This window comes from Arsenophonus sp. aPb, from assembly GCF_029873475.1.
Taxonomy (GTDB): Bacteria; Pseudomonadota; Gammaproteobacteria; order Enterobacterales; family Enterobacteriaceae; genus Arsenophonus.
The window spans coordinates 1,344,336-1,357,836 of sequence record NZ_CP123499.1; the positions used below are offsets into that span (position 1 = coordinate 1,344,336).

Annotated in this window: 14 protein-coding genes and 1 riboswitch; of the genes, 8 read left to right on the plus strand and 6 right to left on the minus strand. The window is 40.3% G+C overall.

Features of this window, described 5'->3' with window-relative positions; all coding sequences use genetic code 11:
- Positions 1-53: 53 nt before the first annotated feature.
- Positions 54-1,004 carry a uridine diphosphate-N-acetylglucosamine-binding protein YvcK gene (yvcK, locus tag QE177_RS05940; protein ID WP_280552227.1) on the minus strand — a complete coding sequence of 317 codons (951 nt, stop codon included), beginning with the start codon at positions 1,002-1,004 and terminating at the stop codon, positions 54-56.
- Positions 1,005-1,244: 240 nt separating this feature from the next.
- Positions 1,245-1,395, plus strand: a riboswitch (molybdenum cofactor riboswitch).
- On the opposite strand from yvcK, the gene moaA reads away from it, so the two are divergent.
- From moaA to QE177_RS05965, 5 genes are all read left to right on the plus strand, one after another.
- The gene (gene moaA, locus QE177_RS05945; protein WP_180560826.1) at positions 1,385-2,365 is read left to right on the plus strand and encodes a GTP 3',8-cyclase MoaA; all 981 of its coding nucleotides are present in this window, start codon (positions 1,385-1,387) and stop codon (positions 2,363-2,365) included. Its footprint overlaps the riboswitch before it by 11 nt.
- 32 nt (positions 2,366-2,397) lie before the next feature.
- Positions 2,398-2,874: a cyclic pyranopterin monophosphate synthase MoaC gene (moaC, locus tag QE177_RS05950; protein ID WP_280551932.1), complete on the plus strand. Its 477-nt coding sequence runs from the start codon at positions 2,398-2,400 to the stop codon at positions 2,872-2,874.
- Positions 2,874-3,119 (plus strand): molybdopterin synthase sulfur carrier subunit, encoded by a 246-nt coding sequence (gene moaD / locus QE177_RS05955; RefSeq protein ID WP_280551935.1) that lies wholly within the window; start codon positions 2,874-2,876, stop codon positions 3,117-3,119. Before moaC ends, moaD begins: the two co-directional genes overlap by 1 nt.
- A complete protein-coding gene (moaE, locus tag QE177_RS05960) occupies positions 3,120-3,578 on the plus strand; it encodes a molybdopterin synthase catalytic subunit MoaE (protein ID WP_280551937.1) in 459 nt (152 codons plus the stop codon).
- A gap of 196 nt (positions 3,579-3,774) precedes the next feature.
- Entirely contained in the window at positions 3,775-4,485 is a 711-nt protein-coding gene (locus QE177_RS05965) for a Bax inhibitor-1/YccA family protein (protein ID WP_280551940.1), read from the plus strand.
- 85 nt (positions 4,486-4,570) lie between these two features.
- On the opposite strand, the gene QE177_RS05970 is transcribed toward QE177_RS05965, so the two are convergent.
- From QE177_RS05970 to hlyD, 4 genes are read right to left on the minus strand one after another with little or no spacing between them, the layout of a single operon-like run.
- Positions 4,571-5,677, minus strand: a complete 1,107-nt coding sequence (locus tag QE177_RS05970; RefSeq protein WP_280551942.1) for an ABC transporter permease — start codon at positions 5,675-5,677, stop codon at positions 4,571-4,573.
- Between the two features lie 9 nt (positions 5,678-5,686).
- A complete protein-coding gene (locus QE177_RS05975; protein WP_280551944.1) occupies positions 5,687-6,844 on the minus strand; it encodes an ABC transporter permease in 1,158 nt (385 codons plus the stop codon).
- Complete coding sequence (locus QE177_RS05980) at positions 6,841-8,577, minus strand: ATP-binding cassette domain-containing protein (protein WP_280551946.1); 1,737 nt, start codon at positions 8,575-8,577, stop codon at positions 6,841-6,843. The genes QE177_RS05975 and QE177_RS05980 overlap by 4 nt, the downstream gene beginning before the upstream one ends.
- 10 nt (positions 8,578-8,587) lie before the next feature.
- Positions 8,588-9,583 (minus strand): secretion protein HlyD, encoded by a 996-nt coding sequence (gene hlyD / locus QE177_RS05985; protein ID WP_280551948.1) that lies wholly within the window; start codon positions 9,581-9,583, stop codon positions 8,588-8,590.
- A 250-nt stretch (positions 9,584-9,833) separates the two neighbouring features.
- On the opposite strand from hlyD, the gene rhlE reads away from it, so the two are divergent.
- The 3 genes from rhlE (at position 9,834) to QE177_RS06000 (ending at position 12,553) form a co-directional block, all read left to right on the plus strand.
- Positions 9,834-11,132 (plus strand): ATP-dependent RNA helicase RhlE, encoded by a 1,299-nt coding sequence (gene rhlE, locus QE177_RS05990; RefSeq protein WP_280551949.1) that lies wholly within the window; start codon positions 9,834-9,836, stop codon positions 11,130-11,132.
- Between the two features lie 7 nt (positions 11,133-11,139).
- Positions 11,140-12,081, plus strand: coding sequence for a tRNA dihydrouridine(16) synthase DusC (gene dusC / locus QE177_RS05995; protein ID WP_280551951.1), 942 nt, complete (start codon positions 11,140-11,142; stop codon positions 12,079-12,081).
- A 220-nt stretch (positions 12,082-12,301) separates the two neighbouring features.
- A complete protein-coding gene (locus QE177_RS06000) occupies positions 12,302-12,553 on the plus strand; it encodes a GlsB/YeaQ/YmgE family stress response membrane protein (protein ID WP_026822154.1) in 252 nt (83 codons plus the stop codon).
- A 72-nt stretch (positions 12,554-12,625) separates the two neighbouring features.
- On the opposite strand, the gene sseA is transcribed toward QE177_RS06000, so the two are convergent.
- Positions 12,626-13,468: a 3-mercaptopyruvate sulfurtransferase gene (gene sseA / locus QE177_RS06005; RefSeq protein WP_280551955.1), complete on the minus strand. Its 843-nt coding sequence runs from the start codon at positions 13,466-13,468 to the stop codon at positions 12,626-12,628.
- Positions 13,469-13,501 lie beyond the last annotated feature (33 nt).

Sequence of the window (13,501 nt, forward strand, 5' to 3'; positions counted from 1 at the left end):
CGCTGCGCCGCCAAACCGCGCCCTTGAGGGCGAGGAGAATGCCAAGCAAGAAGCTAGTTGGCATTCGCAGATGATAAATTAAAAGGTTTAAGCTGGTGAATTTTTTGGGCGATGTCTTCAATAGCTTGGCGCAATAAGTCTCTATCATGACGGTAACAGACATCTTGAGCAGCCAATTTGCGTTGGATTACTATTCTTTCTGTTAGGCTTGATGTATCGGTTGCTGGCCCAACGATAATGGCATCAATTTTCTGTTGGCCGATCCTTTTTTCCATCATGGCAATTTTATCAGTTAATTGCATATTGGCAGCAGGCTGGTTAAGTTCTTTACCAAGATTACCTATATAGATAATTGCTGCTCGGCATTCTTGTAGTGCCTGCGTTAAGTCATTCATCAGAAATAAAGGCATCAGACTAGTTAAAAAACTACCTGGGCCAATGATAATCAAATCAGCGTTATAAATAGCATCAAGCGCTTCAGGCGTGCTACTTACTTGCGGAGATAGCATTAATTTTTGTGGCAGAGAGGTGAGTTGATCAATATTAACTTCACCATAGATTTCATTGCCCATCAAATCGATTGCCAGCAAATCAGCCGGTTGCTCGGACATAGGAATAAGATGCGCCTTCACTTTTAATAGATTACGGATTAAGTTTATTGCATCTAACGGCCTAACACTCAAATGATCGAGCGATTTGAGCATTAAATTACCTAGATTATGGCCACCAAGTTCACCGTTACCCATAAAACGGTATTCAAACATTGTTGAAGCGATGGACGGTTCAGTAATTAATTGGTTTAAACAGTTGCGCGTATCTCCCCAGGCAATACCGCCTTCGGAACGGCGAATACGGCCGGTAGAGCCGCCATTATCTGTTGTTGTTACTATACCCGTTAATTGAGAATTTAGGACCGCAAGAGATGACATAACACGACCCAAGCCATGACCACCTCCTAGTGCAACAACTTGCCCTAACTTATTAAGAATACTGCAATAATGCATCACTTCCCCTATTTTATTATCTGTCTTATCACGGTTTGACATAATTTATCATTAAATATCCGATCTTATTGAATTAACGTGATATTAAACAATAACTTTGTCATTTATTTATATTACATTATTCTCTGTTAATTAATTAACTTATTGTATTGCAAGCGATAGATTTAAGCGTTTATTCGCTTTTTTAAATATTTAGCAATATTATTTATAGCAACCATCACATTACGCTATTATTGTATGTGATGTTATTAACTCCTAGCCTTTTTACCTAAGTTTGTGATCTTAATGGTTTAAATAGGGTATTAAGGCCGTGGCACTTATCGGCCACTAGGGTGCGAGGTAGAAATGCCTGCATCTCCCGTGTTTGGAAAGGCGTTATTATGACTCAACTTATTGATACTTTTGCCCGTAAATTCTACTATTTAAGACTATCTATCACTGATGTGTGTAATTTTCGCTGCACATATTGTCTACCGAATGGTTATCAATCAAAGGGTTATCAAGATTTTTTATCGCTAGAAGAAATTGGTCATTTAACAAAAGCTTTTGCCGAGCTTGGTACGGAAAAAATTCGTTTAACTGGCGGAGAACCGACCATGCGGCGTGATTTTTTTGACATTATTGCTACCATCAAACAAAACCAGGCGATCAAAAAAATTGCAGTAACGACCAATGGTTATCGGCTGGCCAAAAATGTTAGCCATTGGAAAAGTGCAGGTTTAACCGACATTAATGTAAGTGTTGATAGCCTTGATCCACGACAGTTTTTAGCTATTACCGGGCAAGATAAGTTTTTTCAAGTAATGGCTGGGATTGATGCGGCATTGGAGGCTGGTTTTGCCAAAATAAAAGTTAATGTTGTGTTGATGAAAAATATCAATGACAGTAATTTAGTGAGTTTTATAAACTGGATCAAACTGCGGCCAATTCAACTGCGATTTATTGAATTAATGGAAACCGGTGAGAGTGGTAAAATATTTCATCGTCATCATGTCTCAGGTGAAAAAATTCGTCGGCGCTTATTAGAACAAAGTTGGCAACAAATACCACGCTATCGTTGTGATGGCCCTGCCCAGGTATTTAAGCACCCTGATTATTGTGGTGAAATTGGTTTAATCATGCCCTATGAGAAGAATTTTTGTCAAAATTGTAATCGCTTACGTGTCTCTTCTATTGGTCATCTTCATCTCTGTCTATTTGGCGAACGCAGTATTATTTTACGTGATTTATTAGTTAATGCATCCCAATCGGAGGCATTGAAAGCGCGTATTCAGGCAGAATTACAGTTAAAACGTGAAAGCCATTTTCTTCATCAAGGTGATAGTGGTATCACGTCAAACCTTTCCATTATTGGAGGATAAATGGAATTTTTAGTCATTCTAAGGAGCTTACCATGTCTCAATTAACCCATATCAACTCAGCGGGTGAGGCACACATGGTGGATGTGGCCACAAAGGCGGAAACCATTCGTGAAGCACGAGCAGAAGCATTTGTAACAATGAATGCTAAGACACTTAATATGATTATCAGTGCTAGTCATCATAAAGGTGATGTTTTTGCTACTGCGCGGATTGCCGGTATCCAAGCCGCCAAAAAAACTTGGGATTTGATCCCGCTTTGTCATCCGCTATTACTCAGTAAAGTGGAAGTTATACTGGAAGCGCAATTAAGCGCTAATCGCATCCGAATTGAGTCGTATTGTCGGTTATCGGGTAAGACTGGTGTTGAAATGGAAGCGCTAACTGCCGCATCAGTTGCCGCATTAACCATTTATGATATGTGTAAAGCGGTGCAAAAAGATATGGTAATTAGTTCGGTTAGGTTATTGGAAAAAACGGGCGGTAAATCCGCTGATTTTAGGATAACGTGATGATTAAAGTGCTTTTTTTTGCCCAAGTCCGTGAATTGACCGGCACCGATAGATTAGAGTTAGAACATCGCTATTCGACGGTAGAAGAATTACGTAATGCATTAAGCCAACGTGGTGAGCGCTGGGCATTAGCACTAGAAAAGAAAAAACTGCTTTTTGCGGTCAATCATACCTTTGTACAGCCAGATCATCCATTAACTGCTGGCGATGAAATCGCTTTTTTTCCACCGATAACGGGAGGATAAATGACAGATACACGGCTAGTTATTCAACAAGCGAATTTTAATGTAGGTGAGCAGTATGAATGGTTAGCCCAATGTCAGGATGATGGGGCGGTGGTAACTTTTACTGGTAAAGTGCGTAATCATAACTTGGGTGATAATATAAAAACCCTCACTCTTGAGCATTATCCTGTTATGACAGAGAAAGCGTTGCAGGATATTGCTAATGAAGCACGTTCTCGTTGGCAATTGCAACGTATCTGTATTATCCATCGAGTTGGTACTTTACAACCGGGCGAGGAAATTGTGTTTGTTGGTGTTACCAGCGGGCATCGTAGCAGTGCCTTTTCAGCCGCCGAATTTATAATGGATTATATGAAGACTAAAGCGCCATTTTGGAAAAAAGAGCATTTGACTCAAGGGCAAAGCAGCCGTTGGGTTGAGGCCAGACTGAGTGATCAAGCCGCATTTGAGCGTTGGTAAGCCAATTTTTATTGAATTTATTTCAATTTATTGAAGTTTAGCTCAATAAAGTAAAAGTAATGTAAAACCTTCATTTATTTGCTCATATCAAACCATGGTTTTAGTAAGAAATTATGATAGACTTAACTTAAGTTTACTGAGCTATCTAGTTTATTAAATAGCTTTATCTTTAACGCAAGTGATGAGGGTAATCATCATGGATCGATTTGAACGTCAAAATGATTCGATCGTCCAGCGCGCTGGCGCAGGTATTCAAGCCTATATGGCGCAAGTATACGGCTGGATGACGGTAGGTTTGTTATTAACTGCGTTTGTTGCTTGGTATGCAATTAATAATAGTAATATTATTATGTATCTGGCAACGCATGGTTGGGTATTGATAGGCCTCATTATTGCTGAATTTGCATTAGTCATTGGGTTGTCATTTCTGTTGCCTAAATTGAGCGCAGGGCTGGCAACGGCAATGTTTATGCTCTACTCGGCGCTAACAGGCCTAACGATTTCTCTGGTATTAGTTGCCTATACTGGCGCTTCTGTCGCTAGCACTTTCTTTATCACCGCTGCTATGTTCGGTGCACTTAGTTTTTATGGCTATACAACCAAACGCAGCTTAAGTGGCATGGGTAGCTTCTTATTTATGGCACTAATCGGGCTAATTATTGCCTCATTAGTGAATATTTGGCTGCAAAGTTCTGGCTTAACCTTGGTTATCACCTATGCGGGTGTATTGATCTTTGCAGGTTTGACGGCTTATGATACACAGAAATTAAAAGACATGGGCAGCCAAATTGATAGTCGTGATCAAGATGGTATGCGTAAATACGCTATTCTTGGTGCATTGACACTCTATTTAGATTTTATTAACTTGTTCTTAATGATGTTACGTATTCTTGGCGATCGCCGTTAATTTAATCTGTCTTATTAAAAAATCCTGCTGATGCTATTAGCGGGATTTTTTATATTGTTATTCAGGCAATCAGGCAATCAGGCAATCAGGCAATTTTTCGACTAAATAACCAATACGCCAGGGTTGTGGTACATAATGAAATAATAATTAATGGCCACAAGTTATGCCACAGTACGGCAAAATCGGCATTTTTTAAATAAATTTGTTTAGTGATATCCGTAAAATGTCGAATAGGATTGATCCAGGTGAAATTTTGTAACCAAACCGGCATGTTTTCTATTGGTGAAACATAGCCTGATAACAATACTGCCGGCATCATAAACACAAATACCCCAATAAATGCTTGTTGCTGAGTTGAACACATAGCCGAGATCAATAAGCCAAAACCGACTAAAGACAAACCGTAAATTGTCATCGTACTATAGAAAACAAATAATGAACCAGAAAATGGAATTTTGTAACAGAAAATCCCAATAACTAGCACTAATGTGGCTTGAAAGGTGGCAATAAGCAATGCTGGAACCGCTTTACCAATAAAGATCTGCCAGGTGGTCAGAGGTGAAACCAATAACTGATCCAGAGTTCCTTGTTCGCGCTCACGTGCAATTGACAAGGAAGTGACGACTAATACACCAATAGTGGTAATTAGTGCTACCAGAGATGGAACGATAAACCATTTATAATCAAGATTAGGATTATACCAATTGCGAATAATTAATTCGCTATTGTTTTTTGCCATCTGCGGGTTAGATAACTGTTGTTGATAATTTTCAATAACTTGGTTAACTGTATTAGCGGCGATCTGGGCACTATTGGAATTTCTACCATCAAGGATTAATTGAACTGGTGTCGATTTTCTTTGTGCTAGCTGAGCACTAAAATTTTGCGGGAAATGTACAACTAGCAGCGCCTTACGATTATTGATGGTTTCAGCAACCTGTTGATAATTATTGAGTAGCAACACGTTAGCGAAAGTCGTCGATTTTGCCAATCTTTGTGTTAATTCAATTGAATCTTGGCCTTTATCCTCATTGAAAATAGCTATTGTGGTGTTAGTGACATCTAAAGTGGCAGCCAGTGGAAATAATATCATTTGGAAAATAACGGGTAAGATCAGGATTGCACGGGTTTGCGGTTCTTGTAGTAGCGACTGTAACTCTTTAATAATGAGTGTATAGAGACGATGCAGCATATTCTCTCCCTAATCAAGTCTGCGGCGTGTTTTTAGTGCGGTGAGCCCGATAAAGATGATGGCCGTCGTGACTAATAAAAGAAAATTGGTCAGTAGAACAAAATAAATGTCACCGGCCAGAAATAGCGTTTGTAAACTACTAACAAAATAACGAGCCGGGATCAAATAGGTTACCCATTGAATAACTAACGGCATACTATCAATTTCAAAAATAAAGCCGGACAACATTATAGCTGGTAAAAAAGCGGCATTTAATGCAACGATAGCGGCGTTAAATTGGTTACGAGTTAAGGTAGAGATAAGTAACCCCATACCAAGGGCAGTAGCTAGATAGAGACTGGTAATAATAAATAACCACCAGAGTGAACCGCGATAAGGAATGTGTAAAATAAATACCGTGACTAACATGCAAAGCAGCATGACAAAGGTGCCTAATAGTTGATAGGGTAACAGCTTGGAAAGTAGTAACTCTGTGCGTGTTATTTGGGTGGAAAGTAAAGCTTCCATGGTGCCGCGTTCCCATTCGCGGGCAACAACTAGTGAAGTCAGAATGGCACCAACCACAGTAATAATAATACTGATTGCCCCTGGAATAATAAAATGTTGGCTAATTGCTGCTGGATTAAACCAGAAGCGTAATTCAGGAACAATTAATGGCGTAGTATTATAACCGGCGTTTTCGCCTTGTTGTTGTTGCCAGGTTTGCCAAATACCTTTGGTATACGCCTGTACAAAATAGGCAGTATTTGGCTCGCTTCCATCGGTAATAACCAGGATCGACGTATGACCCGACGGGCGATTAAGCTGATTAGCAAAATCGACTGGGATCACTACCATACCGCGAATTTCCCCGGCTTGCATTTTATCAATTAGTAATTTTCGATTATTGCTAATTGTCGCCTCAATAAAAGGAGAACCGGTAAAGGTAGCGACAAATTGCCGTACTTGGTTATTTTGTTGATTGACGAGAATGCCAAGCCGTAATTTACTCGAATCCAGATTGATGCCATAGCCAAAAATAAATAGCAGCATTAATGGAATAACCACAGCAATCAGTGCACTACTGGGGTCACGTAAGATCTGTTTACTTTCCTTAATACACAGGGCATACAAACGACGCCATGAAAATTGCGCTTCATGGGATGATTGTTTTTCTGTCTGCTTCATTGTTTCCCTCGATCATAGTTAAGTATCAAACTAATAAAAGCCTGTTCCATCGACGGATCTTGATTTTCTGTCGTGGCAATTTGGCTTTTTAGTTCATCAGGTGTACCGGCAGCTATTATTTTACCGTGGTAAACTAAACCAATTCGATCGCAATATTCAGCTTCGTCCATAAAATGAGTGGTAACCATTACAGTGACACCTTTATTTACCATCCCGTTAATATGTAACCAAAATTCTCTTCGCGTGAGAGGATCTACGCCTGATGTGGGTTCATCTAAGAAAAGAATGTCAGGCTCATGCATTAACGCGCAGGCTAAAGCGAGTCGCTGTTTGAAACCTAATGGCAATTCATCGGTGGTTTGTTTCAGTATCGAATCTAAATTAAAGGCATTGATCATGCTACTGATTTTTTGCTGTTGCTGACTGCCACTAAGACCATAAATACCAGAGAAAAATTTTAAATTCTGCCCAACGGTTAAATTACTGTACAGGGAAAATTTTTGCGCCATATAACCAAGGTGTTGGCGGGCTTTATTTGAGCTTATTTTTAAATCCATCCCCAAGACTAACGCTCTACCAGCGGTTGGCACCATTAATCCGCACATCATTTTAAAGGTTGTCGATTTGCCGGCGCCATTAGGGCCTAGCAAGCCAAAAATTTCACCACGTTTAACCGCAAAGTTAACATTATCTGTTGCGGCAAAGTCACCGAATCGTTTGCTAAGATTTTGTGCCTCAATGACCGTTTCAGACGGATTAGCAGGAATTTGCGGCATAATTTCTGCCAACTCAGAACGTTGCGATGGGCTACCGCCTAATAAATCAATAAAAGCATCTTCAAAGCGCGGTTTGGCGGTAATTAATTTACTATTAGCTAAATTCAGACGGGTTAGAAAATCCCTTTGCTGGCTGTTTTCTTTCAAGATCACGCGAATATAATGCCCTTGAATAACACAGTCAGTAGTTTGCGGTAATAATAGTGCCTCTTGTAAATATGCCCGGCGTTGTGAGGCTGGAACTTGGAGTAAAAATGAGCGTCCAGCCATTTTGTTAGTTAATGTTTGCGGGATCCCCCGATAGAGAAGTTGCCCTTGATTTAACAGTAAAATATCTCGGCATTGTTCAGCTTCATCTAGATAGGATGTACTCCACAGGATCAGCATACCATCACTAGCAAGTTCATGTACCATGCGCCAAAGCTCTTGACGAGCAATAGGATCAACTCCCACGCCAGGTTCATCTAACAACAGAACTTTCGGCCGACTAATTAATGTACAAGCCAGCCCAAGTTTCTGTTTCATGCCACCAGACAATTTACCAGCCAGCCGTTGGGTAAAACGAGTAAGGTCGGTAAAATCCAGCAATTGCTGATAGATTTTTTGCCGACTTTCACCCATCACGCCACATAAGTTAGCATATAAATCCAGATTTTCTTGTACAGTAAGATCTTCATAAAGACCAAACTTTTGTGGCATATAACCAAGATGACGACGAACTTCAACACCTTGACGGATAGGATCTAAGCCCATAACAGTGATATTACCGCTATCGGGTTTTAATAAACCAGCAAGCATCCGTAGTAGTGTGGTTTTTCCTGCGCCATCAGGTCCAACTAAGCCAGTAACTGAACCCCCAGTGATCTCAGTGGTCAGTGTCGCCAGCGCAGGTGAAACTAAGCCAGCAAAGCGTTTCTCGACTTCAGTCAAAATTATCTTATCAATAGCTGTGACCATTCATTAAGCCTTACTGTTTTTTTTCTGTAAAATGAAGTGTCACCGGCATACCTTGGCGCAACATATCGTCAGCATCATTGACAATGACCCGAATACGATAAACTAAATCGGTACGTAAATCGGCTGTTTGTACACTTTTTGGCGTAAACTCTGCGGTTGGTGAGACGAAACCGATGTTTCCATGGTAGGGTTGGTCTGGACGACTGTCGGTATAGAGTAATATTTCTCGTCCAGGTATTGCTTGCCCCAGATGGGGTTCACTGATATAAGCTCTAACCCAGACAGGTCGGGTCAACGAAACGGTAAAAACAGTGCTACCGGCAGTAAGGATAGTCCCTGGTTCAATGGCTCGGGTTAGAATAGTACCTGGCGAGGGTGTGGTTAATATCGTATCTTCCAGATCGAGTTTTGCTTGCGCTAATGCGGCAACTGCCTGCTCCCATTCACCATGTGCGGCGGCGATTTCTTCAGTTCGATAGCCAGTCTGGTATTGATTTAATTTATCTTTTGCTGCATTTAGCGCTGCCAGCGCTTGGTTTCGATTGTTTTTTGCGTTTTCTAAGTCATTGGCGGAAATTACGCGTTGCGTCCAAAGCCCTTGTTGGCGGTGGTAAAAACTATCAGCATATTTCCAGGCTGCTTGCCTTTGTGCTACTTCAGCTTCAACCTGGGCAATTTCTTGGCTACGATAACCACTTTCAAGCATATCTAATTTAGCTTTTGCGCTAGCAAGGCTACCTGTCGCGCGTTGCAAATTATTTTGATAGGGTGTTTTATCAAGTGAAGCTAAGATCTGACCGGCGCTAATTTTATCTCCTTCATCTACATTCAGTGTTTGAAGTTTACCATTGACTCTGAAGCTTAAATTAACCGTTCTAATATCAACGTTACCATACAAAATGAGCGCCTTATTTTGCTGGGTTTGATAGTAGTAGTATCCAGCTACTATAATAGCCATAAATAGACAGATGATAGCAATAGATAATAAGCGCAGATTTTTTTTCATAGCATCCTTAAAATAGTTCAACAAAATGGAATAAAATAAGGTTATGCATAATTAATTTTATCAGGTTAATTGTTATTTGATGAATTTATGTGAATTATTTTATTTAGTCTTGATTACTCGGTGATAGCGATTGCCAATAAACAGTTACTTTACTGTCATCAACCGCTATTGTTTTAGTAGTTTATCGTGGTGGTTTTTATATTCAGTTGACTGAAATTAAGTCAAATGAAATTTGGAGTATTTTATATTTATGTGTTTTAACTCATTGGGTTTATCTGTAGAGATATTATCGGCGATTAAAGAGGTTGGTTATGAAAAGCCGACTTTAATTCAGCAACAGGCAATACCAGCAATATTAGCGGGAAAAGATCTGTTGGCCAGTGCACAGACAGGAACCGGCAAAACCGCAGGATTTGTTTTACCTATATTACAACATCTTAGTCAGACGCCCGTTGCTGTAAAAGGTAAAAAACCCGTGCGGGCACTAATATTGGCACCGACCCGTGAATTAGCTGCTCAGGTTGGTCAAAATGTACGTGATTATAGTCAGTTTTTGCGTTTAAAATCGTTGGTCGTTTTTGGTGGTGTTAGCATTAACCCACAAATGATGAAATTACGGGGTGGAGTTGATATTTTAGTGGCCACACCCGGTCGTTTGCTTGATTTGGTACAGCAAAATGCTGTTAGCCTGTCACAGGTTGAGATTTTAGTATTGGATGAAGCCGATCGGATGTTAGATATGGGATTTATTCATGATATACGACGGATATTAAATAAATTACCGCCAAAACGGCAAAATTTACTTTTTTCTGCCACTTTTTCTAACCAAATTAAACAATTGGCTAATAGTTTGCTGCATAATCCGACCATATTGGAAGTGGCTCCGCGTAATTCCGCCTCACAGCAGGTCAAGCAGCTTATTCATTTTGTTGATAAACGACGTAAAGCAGAATTGCTTTCTTATCTAATTGGTAGCGAAAACTGGCAGCAGGTATTAGTTTTTACCCGAACTAAATACGGGGCTAATCGTTTAACTGAACATCTGATTAAAGATGGGATTAAGGCGATGGCAATTCATGGCAATAAAAGTCAAGGTGCGCGCACGCGAGCTCTGGCGGATTTTAAATCAGGCGCTATTCGAGTGTTGGTAGCAACTGATATTGCTGCTAGGGGATTAGATATTGAACAGTTACCTTATGTGGTAAATTATGAATTACCTAATGTGGCAGAGGATTATGTGCATCGTATTGGACGTACTGGACGCGCCGCCGCGACTGGTTTGGCCGTTTCGCTAGTTGCTATTGATGAGCAAAGTTTATTAACAGCGATTGAGCGATTATTAAAACAGAGTATCCCGCGTATGGCATTGGCAGGTTATGAACCTGATCCGACTATTAAACCAGAACCAATGCCGCAAAAAAAACCGGCAAACAAACAACATCGACGCCATTCGGCAGCAAAAGCCTCTCATGCTAATGGTCAATCATTAAAACAACGGACAACTCGTAACGTTGATAATAAAACATTAGCACCAAAGAAATCCAGGTAGAGGATAAATGCGAATATTACTTGCCCCGATGGAGGGGGTTCTCGATTCTTTAGTGCGTGAGTTATTAACTGAAGTTAACGAATACGATCTTTGCATAACGGAATTTTTGCGGGTAGTTAATAGTTTATTGCCAGCCAAAGCATTTTATCGGATTTGCCCTGAATTATATCAAGCTAGTAAAACCGTATCGGGCACATTAGTGCGTATTCAGTTACTTGGTCAGCATCCGCAATGGTTAGCGGAAAATGCGGCTCGAGCAGTAGAATTAGGCTCTTGGGGCGTGGATTTTAATTGTGGTTGTCCGTCGCCGACAGTCAATGGCCATGGTGGCGGGGCGACACTATTAAAGGATCCTGAACGGATATACCAGGCGGCTAAGGCAATTCGGGCGGCGGTACCCGCTAATTTGCCGACTTCAGTAAAAGTTAGATTAGGTTGGGATGATCGCTGTCTGGCATTTGAGATTGCTGATGCCGTGCAACAGGCTGGCGCGACAGAAATTATTATTCATGGCCGAACCAAGGCTGAGGGGTATCGGGCAGAAAAAATTGATTGGCTAACTATCGGCCGGATACGACAAAAATTAACGATACCAGTTATCGCCAACGGCGAAATTTGGGATTGGTGTAGTGCAAATGAGTGCAGGACTATAACCGGCTGTGACGCGCTGATGATTGGCCGCGGTGGATTACATGTTCCTAACCTAGCTCAGGTAATCAAATATCAAACTGAACCGATGGCTTGGTCGCAGGTTATGCAACTTTTGTTTAAATACATTCAGCTGGAAAAACAAGGTGATACTGGTCAATATCACACAGCGCGTATTAAACAGTGGCTAGGTTATTTGCGCAAAAAATATGTTGAAGCGGCTGAATTATTTAATCAGATCCGAGTAGTGAAAAAATCGGCCGATATTGCTAATATAATTGAACGTCATACTTTTTGTTGACTTGTCACAACATACCGAAAAAAAATTATCAAATACAATATATTATAAAGTTCCTAATCAATTAATATAAAATGATTATCACAAATTTTTTATAAAAAATAGCTTATCTATTTGCATTTCTGGCGGTTAGGTTCTTTACTAAAAAGTGTTCATATATTTGAAATGTTAGCAAGTTAGTTTTTTAACTTATTTAATATGTTGGATATTTCGGAGGGTGTGTATGGGTATTTTGTCCTGGGTTATTTTTGGTTTGATCGCTGGTATTATTGCTAAGTGGGTCATGCCAGGTGCTTACAATATGGGGATTATTATGACCATTATCCTCGGTATTGTCGGTGCAGTTGTCGGCGGATATATTAGTACCTTCTTTGGTAAAGGCAAAGTAGATGGTTTTAATTTAAGCAGTTTTATTGTTGCGGTAATTGGCGCTATCGTGGTCCTTTTTATTGCCGGAATGGTCGGCCGCCCATAGCCCACTTATCTAAAGATAATAAGCATTTCTCATATAAAAACATAACTGCTAATTGGTAGTTATGTTTTTATTTTAGTTAATTTCAATCGGTAATCCATTATCTTGGCCCCATTCAGCCCAAGAGCCATCATAAAGTTTGACATTTTTATTACCCAAAAGTATTAAAGCAAGTAATACTACAGCGGCAGTCATACCAGAACCACAGCTGATTACCGTAGGCAGTGTGATGTCAACTTGTTGGTTGGCAAAAATCGTTTTTAACGCTTCTGGGGATTTATAACAACCTTCATTGACTAACCAATCCCAAGGAACATTTTTACTGCCTGGCAGATGTCCCATCCGCAATCCTGGACGTGGCTCTGGTTGCTGTGCGTTAAAACGGGCAGCTGGGCGTGCATCGATAAATTGAACATTAGGTTGTTGAAGTAGAGCAATGACTTGCTGTTGTGATAAAGCTTGTTCAGGAATACACTTAGCGGTGAAATGTTGTCTTTGACGCACCGTAGGCATGCCTGAATCGAGCAGATAGCCAGCTTTTTTCCATCCGTGTAGCCCACCGGTTAAAATTTTGACATTATTACAGCCTAATGTTTTAAACGTCCACCAGGCGCGTGGTGCAGAAAATAGTGCGCCTTGATCATAAATAACGACTTGATGATGATTGCTAATACCTAATTGCTCAACGGCATGAGTGAAAGTTATTTCATCCGGCAGCATATGAGGCAGATTATTACTTTGATCAGCGACGATATCTAAATTGAAAAATTGTGCACCAGGAATATGTTCTTGATAATAGCGTTGTTGATAATCAGTTGGGTCGGTTGGTGGCGGTGCAGAAGCATCAACTAGAATAATATTTTCATTAGTTAAACGTTGATGAAGCCATTGCGGGCTAACAAAAAATGCTTCGTACATGATACCCTTCTATTATAAACAATAACTTATGGT

What these genes read in the sequence shown, in the direction of transcription:
- moaD (WP_280551935.1), top strand. Translation starts at nt 2,874, where the DNA reads ATGATTAAAGTGCTTTTTTTTGCCCAAGTCCGTGAATTGACCGGCACC.
- QE177_RS06000 (WP_026822154.1), top strand. Translation starts at nt 12,302, where the DNA reads ATGGGTATTTTGTCCTGGGTTATTTTTGGTTTGATCGCTGGTATTATT.
- hlyD (WP_280551948.1), bottom strand. Translation starts at nt 9,583, where the DNA reads ATGAAAAAAAATCTGCGCTTATTATCTATTGCTATCATCTGTCTATTT.
- QE177_RS05965 (WP_280551940.1), top strand. Translation starts at nt 3,775, where the DNA reads ATGGATCGATTTGAACGTCAAAATGATTCGATCGTCCAGCGCGCTGGC.
- yvcK (WP_280552227.1), bottom strand. Translation starts at nt 1,004, where the DNA reads ATGCATTATTGCAGTATTCTTAATAAGTTAGGGCAAGTTGTTGCACTA.
- QE177_RS05980 (WP_280551946.1), bottom strand. Translation starts at nt 8,577, where the DNA reads ATGGTCACAGCTATTGATAAGATAATTTTGACTGAAGTCGAGAAACGC.
- moaE (WP_280551937.1), top strand. Translation starts at nt 3,120, where the DNA reads ATGACAGATACACGGCTAGTTATTCAACAAGCGAATTTTAATGTAGGT.
- QE177_RS05975 (WP_280551944.1), bottom strand. Translation starts at nt 6,844, where the DNA reads ATGAAGCAGACAGAAAAACAATCATCCCATGAAGCGCAATTTTCATGG.
- dusC (WP_280551951.1), top strand. Translation starts at nt 11,140, where the DNA reads ATGCGAATATTACTTGCCCCGATGGAGGGGGTTCTCGATTCTTTAGTG.
- moaC (WP_280551932.1), top strand. Translation starts at nt 2,398, where the DNA reads ATGTCTCAATTAACCCATATCAACTCAGCGGGTGAGGCACACATGGTG.
- rhlE (WP_280551949.1), top strand. Translation starts at nt 9,834, where the DNA reads ATGTGTTTTAACTCATTGGGTTTATCTGTAGAGATATTATCGGCGATT.
- moaA (WP_180560826.1), top strand. Translation starts at nt 1,385, where the DNA reads ATGACTCAACTTATTGATACTTTTGCCCGTAAATTCTACTATTTAAGA.
- sseA (WP_280551955.1), bottom strand. Translation starts at nt 13,468, where the DNA reads ATGTACGAAGCATTTTTTGTTAGCCCGCAATGGCTTCATCAACGTTTA.
- QE177_RS05970 (WP_280551942.1), bottom strand. Translation starts at nt 5,677, where the DNA reads ATGCTGCATCGTCTCTATACACTCATTATTAAAGAGTTACAGTCGCTA.